Annotated in this window: 12 protein-coding genes; 5 read left to right on the top strand and 7 right to left on the bottom strand. The window is 45.2% G+C overall.

Going from position 1 to position 16,768, the window contains the following annotated elements:
- Nucleotides 1–31: 31 nt before the first annotated feature.
- A complete protein-coding gene (gene cls / locus MKZ09_RS32230) occupies nt 32–1,540 on the bottom strand; it encodes a cardiolipin synthase (protein ID WP_076137909.1) in 1,509 nt (502 codons plus the stop codon).
- 226 nt (nt 1,541–1,766) lie between these two features.
- Here cls and MKZ09_RS32235 point away from each other — a divergent pair, with 226 nt between their 5' ends.
- Nucleotides 1,767–2,684, top strand: coding sequence for a TetR/AcrR family transcriptional regulator (locus tag MKZ09_RS32235; protein ID WP_076201934.1), 918 nt, complete (start codon nt 1,767–1,769; stop codon nt 2,682–2,684).
- Nucleotides 2,685–2,799: 115 nt separating this feature from the next.
- Entirely contained in the window at nt 2,800–6,003 is a 3,204-nt protein-coding gene (locus MKZ09_RS32240) for an efflux RND transporter permease subunit (RefSeq protein WP_076201936.1), read from the top strand.
- Nucleotides 6,004–6,662: 659 nt separating this feature from the next.
- Here MKZ09_RS32240 and MKZ09_RS32245 read toward each other — a convergent pair.
- Nucleotides 6,663–7,355, bottom strand: coding sequence for a TorD/DmsD family molecular chaperone (locus MKZ09_RS32245; protein WP_076201939.1), 693 nt, complete (start codon nt 7,353–7,355; stop codon nt 6,663–6,665).
- Between the two features lie 417 nt (nt 7,356–7,772).
- On the opposite strand from MKZ09_RS32245, the gene moaA reads away from it, so the two are divergent.
- Complete coding sequence (gene moaA, locus MKZ09_RS32250; protein ID WP_076137916.1) at nt 7,773–8,774, top strand: GTP 3',8-cyclase MoaA; 1,002 nt, start codon at nt 7,773–7,775, stop codon at nt 8,772–8,774.
- Nucleotides 8,775–8,898: 124 nt separating this feature from the next.
- Here the strand turns inward: moaA and MKZ09_RS34570 are convergent, their stop codons facing one another.
- Genes MKZ09_RS34570 through MKZ09_RS32265 form a run of 4 tightly spaced genes read right to left on the bottom strand, consistent with a single transcriptional unit; the run spans nt 8,899 to nt 12,555 of the window.
- A complete protein-coding gene (locus MKZ09_RS34570; protein ID WP_081394188.1) occupies nt 8,899–9,009 on the bottom strand; it encodes an S-layer homology domain-containing protein in 111 nt (36 codons plus the stop codon).
- 33 nt (nt 9,010–9,042) lie between these two features.
- Nucleotides 9,043–10,095: a HAMP domain-containing sensor histidine kinase gene (locus tag MKZ09_RS32255; protein WP_076201941.1), complete on the bottom strand. Its 1,053-nt coding sequence runs from the start codon at nt 10,093–10,095 to the stop codon at nt 9,043–9,045.
- Nucleotides 10,092–10,769, bottom strand: a complete 678-nt coding sequence (locus MKZ09_RS32260) for a response regulator transcription factor (RefSeq protein WP_076137920.1) — start codon at nt 10,767–10,769, stop codon at nt 10,092–10,094. Before MKZ09_RS32260 ends, MKZ09_RS32255 begins: the two co-directional genes overlap by 4 nt.
- A complete protein-coding gene (locus tag MKZ09_RS32265) occupies nt 10,699–12,555 on the bottom strand; it encodes an ABC transporter ATP-binding protein (protein ID WP_076201944.1) in 1,857 nt (618 codons plus the stop codon). Before MKZ09_RS32265 ends, MKZ09_RS32260 begins: the two co-directional genes overlap by 71 nt.
- 362 nt (nt 12,556–12,917) lie before the next feature.
- Here MKZ09_RS32265 and MKZ09_RS32270 point away from each other — a divergent pair, with 362 nt between their 5' ends.
- Nucleotides 12,918–14,153 carry an MFS transporter gene (locus tag MKZ09_RS32270; protein WP_305953754.1) on the top strand — a complete coding sequence of 412 codons (1,236 nt, stop codon included), beginning with the start codon at nt 12,918–12,920 and terminating at the stop codon, nt 14,151–14,153.
- 84 nt (nt 14,154–14,237) lie between these two features.
- Here MKZ09_RS32270 and MKZ09_RS32275 read toward each other — a convergent pair whose 3' ends face one another.
- Nucleotides 14,238–15,944: a glutamine--tRNA ligase/YqeY domain fusion protein gene (locus MKZ09_RS32275; protein ID WP_076137942.1), complete on the bottom strand. Its 1,707-nt coding sequence runs from the start codon at nt 15,942–15,944 to the stop codon at nt 14,238–14,240.
- Nucleotides 15,945–16,174: 230 nt separating this feature from the next.
- Between MKZ09_RS32275 and MKZ09_RS32280 the strand changes: the two genes are divergently transcribed.
- The gene (locus MKZ09_RS32280) at nt 16,175–16,723 is read left to right on the top strand and encodes a GNAT family N-acetyltransferase (RefSeq protein WP_036681941.1); all 549 of its coding nucleotides are present in this window, start codon (nt 16,175–16,177) and stop codon (nt 16,721–16,723) included.
- Nucleotides 16,724–16,768 lie beyond the last annotated feature (45 nt).

Below are 16,768 nucleotides of genomic sequence, written 5' to 3' on the forward strand. Positions count from 1 at the left end.
AGGCATCACACCCTCTGCGGTGGTTTTTGGGTTATAGTAACGGCGACATAAGTCGAGCAGCAGATTCCAGTATACGGATCACCATACGCTTATTCATAAATTCTTCATGCTCAATTAAGCTGGTAGATAATAAATCCCGTTCAAAATCAGCAACAATACGGGCAACGCTCTCCGTCTGAATCAGTAGTGCATTCACTTCAAAGTTAAGGTGGAAGCTGCGCATATCCATATTGGCCGTGCCAATGGTCGCTATTTCACCATCAACGATAAGCAGCTTCGAGTGGATAAATCCCTTTTCATATTCATAAATCTTCACGCCAGCTTCCAGCAACGCCGGAAAATAAGAGTGTGAAGCCAGAAACGGAATCCATTTATCCGGCTTAGCCGGGAATAACAATCGAACATCTAAACCAGAAACAGCAGCTACACGCAGTGCAGTTAAGATGTCCTCATCAGGAATAAAATATGGACTGGCAATCCACACCGATTTCTCGGCAGAAGTGATCATGGAGAAGAAAATGTTTTTGAGCGCACGACGTTCGTTATCCGGCCCACTAGCAATAATCTGTACGGCACCATCACCTGTCATAAAGCGAAGTTGCGGAGTAAGATAATCTTGCTCCAGTATCTTTTCGCCCGTAGTGTGCATCCAATCTTGCAGGAAAATAATTTGCATCGTCCGTACCGCTTCGCCTCTAACCAACATATGTGTGTCACGCCAAAACCCATAAGTCTTACTGCGGCTTAAATATTCATCGCCTACATTGAGACCCCCCATGAATCCGACATCGCCGTCGATCACAACAATCTTACGGTGATTCCGGTAATTCACACGGCTGGAAAAAAAGGATGTGGAATTTCCGTACGAAGCCACCTGAACCCCGGCATCACTCATTTCCTTCAAAAAAGCTTTGGAAAGCTGAAAACTGCCAACGGCATCATACATAAATCTGACTGCAACACCTGCGCGAGCTTTATCGATCAGAATTTGTTTAATGCGTGTTCCAATGTGATCCGCCCGGAAGATGTAATACTCCATATGAATGTGATGTTTAGCTTGACGGAGCTCCAACAATAACGTACCAAACGTCTCTTCACCATTAGTGAGGATACGTGTTTCTGATGCAAAGGAAATAGGAGTGCGTGCTAAAGTTTTGGATAACAGCAGCAGTTTTTGGCGCGAGGGATCAAAGATTGACCAATCTTGGTGCGTACGTAAAGCGTCATTCTCAATTCTTTCGTAGGCCATAAGGTCTCTTTGTGCCTTTTTATCATATTTACGGCGTTTGAACACATTTTGCCCAAATAGAAAATAGAAGACCAGTCCCAGCACCGGGATCAACGCAAGCAATAAGATCCATGACATTGTTGTAGAAGGGTTACGGTTCTCCATAAAAATAGCCAAGCTAATCGAAATGACTGTCAGAGTGGAGAAGATACTAATAATCGTTCCCGCAGTACTCCCAAAAATGCCGAAACCAAAATAATAAAATGCTATGAATGCCCCAATGATAATTATAGATTGAAGTCCTCTTCTCATACTCTACCTACCTTCTTATTCATACAAGCAACACGAAATTGACACATTTTATATATTACATGAAGAACACATTTCTTCCTAGCAAATTACTGTTTAAAGTCTATTTACGACAAAACTGTAACCCTTCTGTTCCGATATTTGTAATGCCTGGTTGTATAGAATATACTTATTTTGACCAACTAGTCAATTATAGAACCAGGTAGTCAGAAAGGAGGTTAATCCTTTAATGAATGATAAAACTGTTGATAAGCAGGAGCAGATTATTAAGATTGCTATGCAGTTATTCGCTGTAAAAGGCTCCTCGTCCACATCCATGCAAGAGATAGCTGAATTATGCGGGATTTCGAAGGGCAGTTTATATCTGGTATTTAAATCAAAAGAAGAACTGGAGCGCAGTATCTTCCTTTATTGTTATCGGATGATTCGAGATCCCTTGTTAAATGAAGAACAGGAGACCCGACGAACACCACGTGAGAAGCTTAGGAATCAGATAGAAATTCTGCTAAGTCATGTGTACGAATTGCGTGAGTTCTTGCAGCGTCAAATTCAGGAGGTTGCGGGCAAAGGGTTTGATACTGAAGTCCCGGACTGGCTGCGTAGAAACAACGCTTCCTTCTTAAGATGGTTCCAGGTGAAAATGGAGTTGCTCTACGGAAAAGACGTCGTTCCCTATACCGGAGATTTATGTATGATCGGACACGGTCTCATCAAATCTTATATTGCGGTTATTTTTCGTAAGGATACGCAGGTACCTATTGCCGATATGGCAGATCATCTAATGAATTTAATGGATATGATTGTGTCTGGCTTGCTTACTAGTAAACAGGCTCCACTAATCAACTCTGCTACTTTAGCGAACTGGATGGCGGAGAATGAGGAGAACAAACGAAAAAATCCATTACAGCTCATTAAAGAAATGAAGACTGCGATCAGTAAACTAGATAATATAGCATCCGAAGAAGCAGCCGATCTGCTGGAATCGCTCAACATTCTGGAAGGTGAAGTGCTTATCCCTCACCCGCGAAAAGCAATCATTCAGGGGATGCTGTCCAACCTCCAATCCTGCTCTGAGCTCACAGCAGAATTGGAAGAGCTGAGGAAGCTAATCGCCTCAATTCCGCACAATTCATGTGTATTTCGTTAATTGACTCTAAGAAGAGTTCGGTAGAGAGAAAGTCATGGATAGTGAGTATTATGATTTTTTATAATGGTGCCCTATTTCGTAAAGAAGAGGGCCGAGAGGAGCAGAAACGAAACTTATGAAAAGCTTAATTAATTTCTCGCTCAGGAACAAATTTGCCATTTGGCTTCTGACGATAATTATTGTGTTTGCCGGTTTATATAGCGGACTGACGATGAAGCAAGAAACCTTGCCTAATATTAGTATACCCTATCTTAGCGTAACAACCATTTATCCGGGGGCCGCACCAGAAGGCGTCGTTAATGATGTCAGCAAACCGTTGGAGCAAAAGCTCCGCAATGTGGATGGTGTAAAGACGATCACCTCCACTTCTCTGGAGAATGCCTCCAGTATCCAAATTGAATTCGATTATGGAACAAATCTGGATAATGCTACAGCAGCAGTGCGCGAATCACTAAATGAAGTCTCATTGCCAGACAATGTGCAGAAGCCTTCCATTTCCCGCTTTAGTCTTAGCTCAATGCCTGTTGTCTCCCTCAGTCTTTCTAACGGGGATACCCAGGATCTTGAGGAACTGACCCGTATTGCTGAGAACGATATTCGCCCGGCCCTAGAGGATGTTGAGGGTGTGGCTTCTATTCAAATCTCTGGTCAATATGTCAAAGAAGTATCACTTAAATTCAATCAAGACAAGCTCAGCCAATATGGACTGACCGAAGATACGGTTAAAGGTATCATTCAAGGCTCTTCCCTCCGTGTTCCACTTGGACTGTTCGAGATGGACAAGGCTCAAAAGGCAGTGGTCGTGGACGGCAACATCACTACCGTTGAGGATCTTAAAAATGTAACCATTCCGGTAATGCCAACTGGCGCTAACGCTGCTGGTGCTGGTGCTGCTAACGGAGCTGCTGGTGCTGGTGCTGGTGCTGCTAACGGAGCTGCTGGTGCTGGTGCTGCTAACGGAGCTGCTGGTGCTGGTGCTGGAAATGCAGCTCCTGGCGGAGCTGCAAGTATGGGACTTCCAACCGTGAAGCTCGGAGAACTGGCCACGATTGAGGTTGTGGGCAATTCCGAATCCATCTCCCGTACAAATGGTAAAGAATCGATCGGTATTCAGATTGTCAAAGCCAATGATGCCAACACTGTTGATGTTGTAAATGGCGTTAAAGACAAAACTGAAGAATTAAAAGCACAATATAAAGGCATTGACCTTACTGTTCTACTTGACCAAGGTAAGCCCATTGAGGACTCCGTAAATACGATGTTGTCCAAAGCGGTATTTGGTGCCTTATTCGCAGTAATTATCATTTTGGTGTTCCTGCGGAATATTCGTTCGACGATTATTTCCATCATCTCTATTCCATTATCCCTGCTAATCGCAGTGCTGTGTCTGCGGCAGATGGACATTACGCTTAATATGATGACACTTGGAGCGATGACGGTTGCGATTGGGCGGGTAGTCGATGACTCGATTGTAGTCATAGAGAACATATATCGACGGCTCTCCTTATCTGGTGAGAAACTGAAGGGCAGAGAATTAATCAGTGCAGCAACGCGTGAAATGTTCGTGCCTATCATGTCCTCTACAATTGTAACCATCGCGGTGTTCTTACCACTTGCTTTGGTTAGTGGTATGGTTGGCGAGCTGTTCTTGCCTTTCGCTCTGACCATGGTCTTCGCCCTGCTCGCTTCCTTAGTAGTTGCGATTACCCTGGTTCCTGCAATGGCTCACTCGTTGTTCCGTAATGGATTGAAAGGTAAAAAAACTCACAGCGAGAAACCAGACAAACTTTCTGCTGGTTATCAAAAGATTCTGAACTGGTGTCTTTCTCATAAGCTCGTTACTTTTGGAGTTGCCGTTCTTCTCCTTGCGGGCAGCTTGTTCTTAATCAAGCCTATTGGTGTAAGCTTTATGCCGTCCCAAGAGGATAAAACCGTAATGCTTACTTATTCACCAAAGGCTGGACAACGGATTGAGGAAGTTCAAGAGCAAGGTCTGAAAGCTGAAAAATACATTTTAGCGCAGAATCATATAGACAAAATGCAATATTCCATTGGCGGCGGAAGCCCGATGGGTATGGGTGGATCCAGCAATTCAGGACTATTTTTCATCGTTTATGATAGTGACACTCCTGATTTCGAAGCCGTTAAAGAGAAACTTATTGAAGGTTTGACCGCAGAAGTGCCAGATGGTGTATGGGGTGACATGTCCGCTCTGATGAGTGGAGGCATGGGTGGAAGCACTCTGACCGTGAATGTATTCGGAGATGAACTGGATCAATTGAAGCCGGTCGCGGATGAAATTGCCTCAATCGTACAGGCTGATACCACTAATTTCAAAGACGCAGAAACCAGTCTCAAGGAAGCTTACGATCAATATACGATTGTAGCGGATCAACAGAAGCTTAGCTCCCTTGGACTTACAGCCGGACAAATTGCAATGAAGCTGAGTCCAGCAGGCACACGTCCAGTGCTCACAGAAGTAGAATTGGACGGCAAGAACTACAAAGTCTATATCGAAACAGATAAAGAAACGTATAAGAGCATTAAAGAAATGGAAGAGGCTACTTTGACTTCGCCACTAGGCATCTCCGTGCCAATCGGGCAAGTCGCTAAAATTGAAAATGGCTCCTCCCCTGACTCGATTACTCGTATGGACGGTAAAATGAAGGTCGATGTTACTGCCGAAATTATTTCGAGTGACGTGAATAGCGCTTCGAACAGCGTGAAAGAAAAAGTAGACGCTATGGAATTGCCTGATGGTGTAACTGTTACCTTCGGCGGTGTAACCGAGCAGATCAATGATACATTTGGTCAATTAGGAATTGCTATGGCAGCTGCTATTGCCATCGTATACTTCGTGCTTGTGGTTACATTTGGCGGTGGATTAGCACCATTCGCTATCCTGTTCTCACTTCCTTTCACAGTGATCGGGGTACTCGTTGCCCTTCTGATCGCTGGAGAAACCTTAAACGTGTCCTCGCTCATGGGTGCGCTGATGTTGATTGGTATCGTAGTAACGAATGCGATTGTCCTTATCGACCGCGTTATTCATAAGGAAAAAGAAGGCCTCACTACGCGTCAAGCCTTGCTTGAAGCAGGTGGCACACGTTTACGTCCAATCCTGATGACTGCCCTTGCAACGATTGGTGCATTGCTGCCATTGGTTACTGGACTTGAAAACAGTGCAGGAATTATCTCTAAGGGGCTCGGCGTGACCGTAATCGGTGGTTTGGTCAGTTCCACGCTGCTGACACTTGTAGTAGTGCCAGTCGTGTATGAATTCCTGATGAAATTCCGCAGCAAAAAGGTAATTGATTAGAACACCTGATGTGACCAAGTAAATTAGATTTAAACAAGAGGCTGTCTCCAAAGTAGTGAATTCTACTTATGAGGCAGCTTCTTTTTTTAGTAAAAGGCTGTACAGCGGATTCCTCCTTTGCCCAATAGACTGTGTGCTGTGCCAATTGTTCATCACTATTAGGTTGGGTGGTGGATGATGTGCGTTTGTGCGTGGGGAGGCTAATGTACCGTGAACGTTTGCGATATGCGGTATACGCGGGTGATCTGCGTGGGTCGTTTGGACGGCGTACATTTGTATTTACTGCATTCTGTGTTTGGGCGATGCGCGGAGTGGATCTTAAACTAATTAGGGAAAAACTCCCTGAAAAAAGCTAATATTTTCTCTAAATGAACGAAATTAGGGATTTCCTCCCTGATAATAAGGGGGATTTCTTTAATTACCACCGAATCAGCTATATTTTAGGGAGGTTTTCCCTAATTATTAGTCTGATGACTGAAAATCCCAGAATTTCAGGGAGAAATTCCCCAATTATTCTATCGGCGCTTGAGTTGGGCAACAATAAGACGCTTCGGTTGGTACTTCAATTACTACTTCAGTTGGTGCTTCACACAACGTTTCTTTTCCACTTGACCAGCACGCAAAAGCCCGACCTATCAATTAGGTCGGGCTTTCTAATATTAAATGTTTGTAGCTGCACTGCTCTCCAATGAAGCTCTCCAGGAACGAAGCATTTGCAGATCAAGTGGCAGAAACTCCTCAAGCATATGTGAGAGGCCTAGATATAGCGGACTATCCGTCGCTGCATTCAGTTTCTGACAGAACTGCGGTGTCCATTGCAGTAGATGTTTTTCCAAAAAGGACTCCTGAATATCAAGCAGCTCCATAGCACTTCTTATTGAAAAGCTATTGTAAAGCATACGCTCATGCATGACTGCCATAAATTCGAGCTCAATAGCAATATGATCATCGGCTTCACCATTACACTTGTTGAATACAATTCCAGCGGAGGTGTACACATCCGCAAGCACGTTGCAGAAATCCTCCGAGCGACCTAAAATCGCTGCTTCGCGCAATTTAAAAGAACTAACGGACTGTTCTTGCATAAGCCGTTTATATTCCTTGCTCTCTTTCTCGCATATCATTGGCAGCTTGTTCGGTTCCTGACTCAAATAGCGCTTCAGCTCCCGACCGCCTTCCGTCATCTCAGCCGCTACACTCATCTGGCGATTGCGGCTCCATTGAGCCACTAGAGAGAGTGATGGTCTTCTACCCAAAAAATCCACTAAAAGCTGATATATTAATCCCCGACTTTCCAACCAACGGCTAAAAGCCTCCGGAACGGTGAGCGATGGAACAGTATGTGTACTCATTTTGCAAATCCTCCTCAATGGTTTCCCGGTCACTCTCTGTCACATTACCGACGTGCGGTTTCCGGTATCCTATTCTGTTTTCGCAAAAGTGAACGTTAAAACTAATCCGCACCTAGATTATATCGGATATTAAAAGCGCTTTCCGTGAGCATTCTATGTCTAAAAACTTTATTTGTCGTACTTTTGTCACACTTTCCGTTGTTCAATATGCGTTATCTTCTTATCTAGTTTGTCCAGTTTTATGTAATGAAACCCTGTCGTCCAGAACTTTGCTCATTGACGTGAATCCAAGCGGTCTTTAAAATTCTAAACAAGTATAAACATCTTCGCGTTTTGTCCTATTAGGGACGTTATGTTTGTATACGAGAAAGTATAAGAGCAATTTATCAGCCAGATTTAAAGGAAGGGAGCAACGCCATGGAGCCGCTGACGGACCCTTTTGGACGTTTACACGATTACATCCGCATTTCGGTTACCGACCGCTGCAACCTGCGTTGCATCTATTGTATGCCAGCGGAAGGGATGCAATTCCAACCGCAGGACGAGATTCTGAGTTACGAGGAAATTACCGCAGTCGTTAAGTCGCTAGCCCCTCTTGGATTACGTAAAGTACGACTAACTGGTGGAGAACCTCTTGTCCGCAAAGATCTGGAAAAGCTTGTTGCTATGATCTCTGCGATCCCAGGTATAGAAGATATTTCGCTGACTACAAATGGTTTAATGCTTCCAGCCAAAGCAGCACAGCTAAAAGAAGCCGGTTTGTCACGGGTAAACATCAGCCTAGACTCCTTACGGCAGGATCGATTTTCTATGATTACTCGTGGCGGCGAAGTTGCTAAGGTATTAAAGGGGATCGAGGCCGCACAAGCCGCCGGACTTCAACCGATAAAGCTTAACGTCGTATTGATGAAAGGGATTAATGACGACGAGATCAAAGACTTCATCTCCCTTACGCTGGAGAGTCCTCTAAATGTACGCTTTATAGAATACATGCCGATTGGCAGTGCTACTGATGCTTGGCGCCAGACTTATCTGCCTCTGGAAAGGGTTGTAGAAGCTTGTACTGAGGCTGGTTGGGAAACCGAAGCAGCAGAAATGCCCTCCGGGAATGGCCCTTCCCAGAATCGGCGGGTTATCGGAGCCCCTGGTACATTCGGCCTGATTCATCCGGTGAGCGATCACTTCTGCGATAATTGCAACCGCCTAAGACTTACCGCAGATGGGCACATCAAAGCTTGCCTGTATTGGGAAGATGAATACAATGTCCGTCCTTTAATAAGCGATCCTGCTGCTGTGCAGGCCTTATTCCGGAAAGCGCTGGGCAACAAACCCCATAATCATGAAATGGCCTTAGCTCTGGAAAAAAAAGCACAGAGCCACACACCGACAGCTCGGCGCATGTCTCAAATTGGTGGATAAACGTCCATCCCGGTATTATAGTTCCTCTTTAAAATGCATAAATACAAAAAACGCCGCTTTCCCACTGAACAAACTGGGAAAGCGGCGTTGTGCTTAAAGCTTAGCGTAAGCTATTCAATCACTATTAGAGAGACAGAGCTTCGAGCAGCTTATAAATAGTCGCCGCCGTCGCCGCCTCGGCTCTTGTAGCCTTTTTCTCAGGACGGAAGGTGTTATCTTCGAATCCACCCAGAATACTGGCTTCAGCTCTTTTTCACATACAGCAAGTTTATTTCATTCGTCCTGGCAAGCTCACCTTGAACGCTGTCCCTTCCCCAGGACGACTATTTACAGTTACCTTACCTTCATGCAGCTCAACGATTTTTTTAACCAGTGACAGACCCAGTCCACTACCGCCACCACTTGCGGTTCTAGCTTTATCTGCCTTATAGAAACGCTCGAAGATCCGAGGCAGATCTTCGTCCGAGATGCCAATCCCGCTATCTTGAATCTCCACCTCTACCTGCTCATCCACCATGCGAAGGCTAATATGGATGCAGCCGTTCTGCGGAGTAAACTTGATACTGTTCTGCAGCAGATTAGTCCAGACCTGACTCATTAAATCTTTTACAGCAGATACATTCACTTCTTCCAGTTCAGCCTCTACCTCTATATTTTTCTCCAACCACTGTGGTTCAGAAGCCAGAATCCTATCTCTAAGCTGCTTATCCAGGCGGTAAATCTGATTTTCAAACGGAAAATTGCCCGATTCAAGCGCGGACAGCTTCAATAAATTATCACTGAGCCCAGATACGCGGGTACTCTCAGCCACTATAATATTAAGGTAGTGCCTCCTGCTCTTCACACTCAGAGTTTCATCCTGCAGCGCAAGAGCAAACCCCCGAATAGAGGTTAGCGGAGATTGAATTTCATGCGATACATTAGAGATAAAATCCTGACGCATGGTCTCCATCTGGCTCAGTTCGCTGGCCATTACGTTGATACTCTCTACAATCTCACCAAAATCACCGTAGTCCTTAGTATTATCCAGTACCACATTGAAATCACCCTTAGCAATCCGCCCTAAACCTTCGATAATTGATTTATAAAAAACACGTTCCCAGCCCCGGAATAACTTGGAGGTTACCAATGCCATCAAAAACAAAATCACAATTCCGACCATCACGCTGATTAACTGGGTCAAATACTCCGAAGAGGGGCGTCCAACCCTGCCATATATCCAGTTCATCAAGAAATAAGCTGCACTCCAGCTAATCCCAACGCCACCGAAGTAAATAAAAGTCATCCCAATCCGCTTAAGAAGCTCCTTAAACCGGTTCATGCCTCTGCCTCCAGCCGATAGCCTAATCCGCGGATGGTACGAATAACAAACCCGTATTTATCAGGAGCGAACCGTTCGCGCAAACGGTTGATATGCACATCGAGCGTCCGCTCATTCCCTTCAAAATCATAACCCCATATCTCTTCGATCAGCCTGTCTCTAGTCAACGTCTGCCCCGGATAGCTGCCCAGCTTAAATAACAGCTCAAATTCCTTAAGCGGCAAGGTAACTTCTCCATACGCTGAGGATACCTCGTAGGTTTTACGATTCATTCGCAGCCGGCCAATCCCCACACTTTGTGCAGCAGAAATTTGGTAACGTTTGAGCAGTGCCTTTACTCGCGCAATAAGCACCACTGGCTCAAAGGGTTTGACGAGATAGTCATCACTTCCCAGCTCAAAGCCCTTCACAATTTGTGAGGTCTCCCCCTTAGCCGTCAGCATCAATATTGGAAAATCATAGGTTTGGCGCATCTTCCGGCACAGCTCCCAGCCATCCAAATTGGGCATCATCACATCAATAATGGCTAAGTCTATGTTATGGCTCTCCAGAATCTGAAGAGCCTCCAGTCCATCAGAAACTCCATAAATGTCATCCATCCCCTCAGCTCTCAGAAATACTTCTACCAATTCGCGGATGTGCGGATCGTCGTCCGCTACTAGTATTTTTGTCATGTATCACTGGAGCCTCCTCTTTATTGTCTTGAATCTCAAGGTTATTCATCTGCAGCTGCTGGGTGGCAAATTCACGATATAGCTCATGGTTTTCCAGCAGTTCTTCATGTCTTCCCATCCCGGTAATCTGGCCCTTTTCCATAAAAATAATCTGCTCAGCATTTACAACAGTAGCCAAACGGTGCGCAATTACAATCGTAGTCCGGCCCTTCATCAAATTGGACAGTGCCTTCTGCACTACGGCCTCTGATTGGCTATCCAGACTGGAGGTCGCCTCATCAAGCATAAGAATCTTTGGATTCCGCAGCAGCGCTCTAGCAATAGCAATACGTTGCCGCTGTCCACCCGAGAGCTTCACACCTCTCTCGCCAACATCCGTATTATATCCTTCAGGAAGCTCATCGATAAAGCCATCTGCATAAGCCATTGCTGCTGCTGCGCGCATCTCCTCCATGCTAACGTCGCGATCCAATCCATAGGTTAAATTCTCAGCAATCGTACCTGCCAACAATGGGCTTTCCTGTGAGACGTACCCGATCAGTTTCCGCCATGAGCGTAATGAGAAGGTTGACACTGGTTTATCACCTAGCTTAACCATACCTTTCTGAGGCTCATAGAATCGTTCGAGCAGTGAAAATAATGTAGTCTTGCCGCCCCCGCTCGGTCCAACAATAGCCGTCACCTGACCCGGAAGCATCCGGAAGCTTACATCGGTTAGCACATTCTCACCATTTTTATATCCAAAGCTTAGATCTTCTACCGAGATAGGACCTTCTGCACCGTTCGCCTCTTCCTGGCCCTCATATACCTCCTCTTCTGCTGCCAGGGTTTCAATAATGCGCTCTGATGCCCCTTTAGCCTTCTGAATCTGTGTAAAGAACGTGGTCAATTGAGTAAGCGGCATAATAATCTGAATAAGATACAGGATAAAGGCTACCAGCTCTCCAGCTGTCAAAGCCCCGGAAGATACCTGCATCCCGCCATAACCGATAATGACTACAAGTAACATCATAAAGACAAAAGAGACCAGTGGACTGATCATAGCGCTGATTTTGCCTTCACGAATACCAAAGGAGAGCAGGTTCGTAATTCCGGTTTTGCCTGCTTCGTACTCTTTTTTCTCTGCACCCGAGGATTTCACTAGACGGATTTCTGACAATACACCACTAAGTGTGGCGGTAAAAGAGGCTGTTTCGTCCTGCATGCCTTTGGATATTTTGTACATCTGCCGTCCAAGCGGCACCAGAATCAACGCAGATAGTGGAAGAACGGTGAACAGAACAAGCGTCATCTTCCAGTTTAAAAATAACAGCACAGCAATGGAGCCCACAATGGAAATCACTCCGGTAAATAAGCTGGCCAGATGTTCAGAGATCAGCGTTTTGATGATCCCTGTATCATTCGTCATTCGGCTGACGCTTTCTCCTGTTCGATTATCATTGTAATAAGCTACTGGCAACACTAAAAATTTACGCCATAACCGGTCACGAAGACCTGCAACCATCTTCTGACCCACGTAATTCAGCAGATAGATAGAGATTCCCCCGGCGATCGTCTGCGCGATAAAAGCACCTGCTATGCCCGCAATTTGCAGCTTGCTGACGGAGGCCAAAGAAAAGCCATCCACCAGATTTTTGGTGAACATTGGGATCACCAGACTAACCAATGTCGAGATCATGCTTAGTGCAATGGCTATTGCCAATAAGCCGTATGAAGGCTTCGTTTCTTTTAATAATGTGAGGAATGGCTTCAGCGCCGTTTTCCCCTTAGCTTCGGATTTTTTCATGCAAAAGCTCCCCTTTTCTTGGTAAATCTGCGAGAAGAGTGTATCATCTCTGTCTCGCTTAACCCCATCCTAGCCCTGAATTGTAAACTGAAGTTAAACCCGTTGATTCGCTTTTGTAAGAACATAGATAGGGTAACCCTCAGGCATGTTCCTCGTAAGGAAGAGCAAACTCTTAACATTTCTGCCACCTGCAAACTTGTTATATGCGTTTTTTGTCACTTAGCGGATCAAATTTAAATAAACGTTAAAAAAATGTAAAAAAGTAAAAAAGGAAGTTTGTATCCCTTTTCAACACGTGTTACAGTGATAGAAGGGCCTAATATTGGTCAGTATATCCATGCAAGACATCTAGTGGGAAAGGAGTGACGCATTTGCGGAAAGGCGTTAACTATCCATCTTCTTTCACGTCTTTAAAATGGTTCAATTTTTTTGTATACGGAACCATGGTCCTCTTCACCAGCTTCTTTCAACTATACCTGCTGGATGTAGGGATGAACAAATTAGAGATCGGTGCCGTATTCTCTATGGGTGCGCTAGTATCCATCTTTGCAAATCCATTCTGGGCAATCTGGACTGACCGATACCAGAATATCCGGCGAATCGTTTTGCTTATGTTAATCGGAACGTTAGTGTTATCCCAGCTTATGTTTCGGGCAAATACATATGAGATGATCTACATCTCCATTCTTTTGTTCTATTTCTTCCAAGGACCGTTATTTGCTCAGAGCAATACGATGATTCTCAGCTATATTGACGGAACTAACTACCGCTTCCGTTCTTTTCGGCTTTGGGGTTCATTGGGGTGGGCACTAATTGCAATTGCCGCCGGATTGGTCCTTGATTGGGCTGGTGTATCTATCTTGTCCTATCTGTTTGCAGGCTTACTATGTGCATCAATGTTATCCATTCTTGCATTACCGAAACTTAACCATACCATTGGCATGGCTCCCATGCCGTATAGAGGCTTCAGCAAACTCATTTATAACCCCTTTTTCTTGTGTTTCATATTGTTTGGTATCCTAGTTTCCATACCGAACACCATGAACACTACATTCATGTCTTTGTATATTACGGATCTAGGCGGCTCCAAGGGAATGATTGGTCTCGCAGTATTCCTCTCCTCTATTTTGGAAGTGGGTGTATTTGTTCTCTGCGACCGATTCCTTAAACGTAAAATATCTGTTCTGCTCGGCTGGCTTGCGCTGGTTAGCGCTTTATTCGTACTACGATGGTGGTTTATGGCGGACGCAACTACAGCCCTCCAAGTAGTGCTCATTCAAATTTTACACTGCATAACATTTGGTGGTTTTTTCTATGTTGGCACTCAACTGACCATGCTTCTTATTCCAAGACCTTACCGCGCTTCAGGACAAGCGCTCTACACACTGACTTGGAGCGGCGTAGCCGGTATTGTTGGAGGAGTTCTCGGAGGGTGGATGTATCAAAATCTAGGGGCACAGAGCATGTACCAAGCGGGTGTCTTCTTAACACTGTTTGGAACGCTTGGCTTTACATTCATGTGGCTCTTTGTAAACCGTGGAGGCTACCGGCCCCCTACAGAGGATGAGGAAGAACTCTCTCACATCGAAATATTATAAGCGAAAATATAAAAACAGGCTCAAACGTACCTAAACGGGACGTTTGAGCCTGTTTTATTATAAAGAACCTGAACAAATCAAGTGTTAGCCTTGTTTTGGAGGCTGAAATGAACTCTTCAGTGAAACGATAAGATTGAATACGAGATGCCCAGGCGCCGAATATTTGCTATCTACATTAAAATAGCCATGACGGAAGAACTGGAATTTATCCTGAGCCACACTGTCCTTAAGCGCGGGTTCCACAAACCCTTGTAAGATTTCAATGGATTTAGGATTAAGCTGATCCAAGAAGCTAGGTTCCGCTTTCTCTACCGTGGAATCCAGACCTTCAACTTCTGCAGCTTCATCTACTTCTTCAGCAGAAATCAGCGGCTCGTATAAACGGAATTCTGCAGGCACAGCTTGACTAGCTTCTACCCAGTGCAGAGTACCTTTTACCTTGCGGCCTGTAAATCCACTGCCACTCTTTGTTTCCGGATCATACGTACAATGCAGTTCAACAACCTCGCCATTCTCATCTTTAATGACTTCATTACATTTGATGAAATAAGCATGCTTCAGGCGTACTTCATTGCCGGGGAACAAGCGGAAATATTTATTGGGCGGATTCTCCATAAAGTCGTCGCGCTCAACATAAATCTCACGAGAGAACGGAATTTGGCGTACACCCATTTCTTCATTCTCTGTATTATTTTCCGCTTCAAGCCATTCTGTTTGGCCTTCCGGATAATTGGTGATAACAACCTTAAGCGGACGAAGTATAGCCATGGTGCGAGGCACAGTTAACTTAAGGTCTTCCCGGATAAAGTGCTCCAGCATTTGCAGGTCCACTAGCCCCTGACTCTTAGAGATCCCTGCCTCGAACACGAATTTACGAATCGCTTCCGGCGTATATCCTCTACGGCGCAGGCCGGAGATCGTTGGCATCCGCGGATCGTCCCAGCCATCCACATGTTTTTCGTCTACCAGCAGCTTCAGCTTACGTTTACTAGTCATGGTTTGAGCGAGATTCAGACGGCCGAATTCATATTGATGCGGAACAGAAGGCATCTCACATTCCGCTACGACCCAATCATAAAATGGGCGTTGATCTTCAAACTCAAGCGAACAAAGGGAGTGAGTCACTCCTTCAATAGCGTCCTCAAGTGGATGAGCGAATGTATACATCGGATAGATGCACCATTTATCCCCTGTATTATGGTGATGCGCATGAGTAATCCGATAGATGACAGGATCACGCAGATTAATATTTGGTGAAGCCATATCGATCTTGGCACGAAGAACCTTCTCACCATCTTTGAATTCCCCTGCCCGCATACGGCGGAACAGATCCAAATTCTCTTCGATGCTGCGCTCACGATGTGGACTGTTCTGTCCTGGCTCTGTCAGCGTTCCCCGCAATTGGCGAATTTCATCCGCGCTGAGGTCATCTACATAAGCTTTACCTTTAGTAATTAATAATTCGGCACGTTTGTACATTTCCTCAAAATAATCCGATGCAAAACGCAGCTCTTCCCATTCATAACCCAGCCACTTTACATCTTCCTGAATGGAGTTCACATATTCCGTATCTTCTTTGGCAGGATTCGTGTCGTCAAATCTTAGGTTAGTCTTGCCACCGAACTCGTCCGCCAGTGTAAAGTTAATCCAAATCGCCTTGGCATGTCCGATATGTAAGTAACCGTTCGGCTCCGGCGGAAAGCGTGTGACAACTTCTTTTACTTTACCCGTACGGAGGTCTTCGGTAATAACATTTTTAATAAAATTGGAGGGGGTAGTACGGTTCTCCACAGCTATCAACCTTTCGTTCTGTAGTGTTACACTACTTCTTGTATAAACATGTTTCCTACTAATATACCCGTTAACTGTAGATTGTTCAATAAAAGGGGGCACATGGCCTGGATCAATTTTTAGCATCTTTAGACCTTTTGACTTCTCTGCGGGCGATAGAGTAGCATGATAATCATAAGAAAAAATCCATAATCATACATAAGGCCTTGTGCCGAAAAGGAGGCAACCGCTTGTTTAATTATGTCATCGACGAAGAGCTTATCTTAAAGCCACTCATGCCTGAGCATGCCAGGCACATATTCGCGTTAGTGGAGCGCTCGCGGGAACGACTTAGGCAATGGCTTCCTTGGGTTGATGCCGTTACGGAACAGGATCACACCCTTAATTTCATTAAAAATGCTATAAAACAAGGCACTGACAATGGCGCCTTCACTGCTGGACTTTGGGTCCGCGGCGAGCTGGCTGGCGTCATTGGGTATCACCAGATTGACTGGCATAACCGTTCCGTAGGGATTGGTTATTGGCTTGGTGATGGCTATGAAGGCAAAGGTTATATGACCAGCGCCTGCCGAGTTCTAGTAGACTACGCCCTGCTGGAAATGGAGCTGCAGCGGGTAGAAATTCGCTGCGCAACCGCCAACGTAACTAGCCGGGCAATTCCTGAACGGCTTGGTTTTGTGCTCGAAGGTGTGATCAGACAGGCAGAAAAGCTGCCCGATGGCTACGTGAATCACGCCGTATATGGTTTATTGCGTAGTGAGTGGCAGCTGCTCGGCTAAGTTACAAGCAAAGCAAAGTTAAACAAACACGCAAGCAGAAAAAAA

The sequence above is a fragment of the Paenibacillus sp. FSL R5-0908 genome, assembly GCF_038006245.1.
Classification (GTDB): Bacteria; Bacillota; Bacilli; order Paenibacillales; family Paenibacillaceae; genus Paenibacillus_AQ; species Paenibacillus_AQ odorifer.

What these genes read in the sequence shown, in the direction of transcription:
- cls (WP_076137909.1), bottom strand. Translation starts at nt 1,540, where the DNA reads ATGAGAAGAGGACTTCAATCTATAATTATCATTGGGGCATTCATAGCA.
- MKZ09_RS32235 (WP_076201934.1), top strand. Translation starts at nt 1,767, where the DNA reads ATGAATGATAAAACTGTTGATAAGCAGGAGCAGATTATTAAGATTGCT.
- MKZ09_RS32240 (WP_076201936.1), top strand. Translation starts at nt 2,800, where the DNA reads ATGAAAAGCTTAATTAATTTCTCGCTCAGGAACAAATTTGCCATTTGG.
- MKZ09_RS32245 (WP_076201939.1), bottom strand. Translation starts at nt 7,355, where the DNA reads ATGAGTACACATACTGTTCCATCGCTCACCGTTCCGGAGGCTTTTAGC.
- moaA (WP_076137916.1), top strand. Translation starts at nt 7,773, where the DNA reads ATGGAGCCGCTGACGGACCCTTTTGGACGTTTACACGATTACATCCGC.
- MKZ09_RS32255 (WP_076201941.1), bottom strand. Translation starts at nt 10,095, where the DNA reads ATGAACCGGTTTAAGGAGCTTCTTAAGCGGATTGGGATGACTTTTATT.
- MKZ09_RS32260 (WP_076137920.1), bottom strand. Translation starts at nt 10,769, where the DNA reads ATGACAAAAATACTAGTAGCGGACGACGATCCGCACATCCGCGAATTG.
- MKZ09_RS32265 (WP_076201944.1), bottom strand. Translation starts at nt 12,555, where the DNA reads ATGAAAAAATCCGAAGCTAAGGGGAAAACGGCGCTGAAGCCATTCCTC.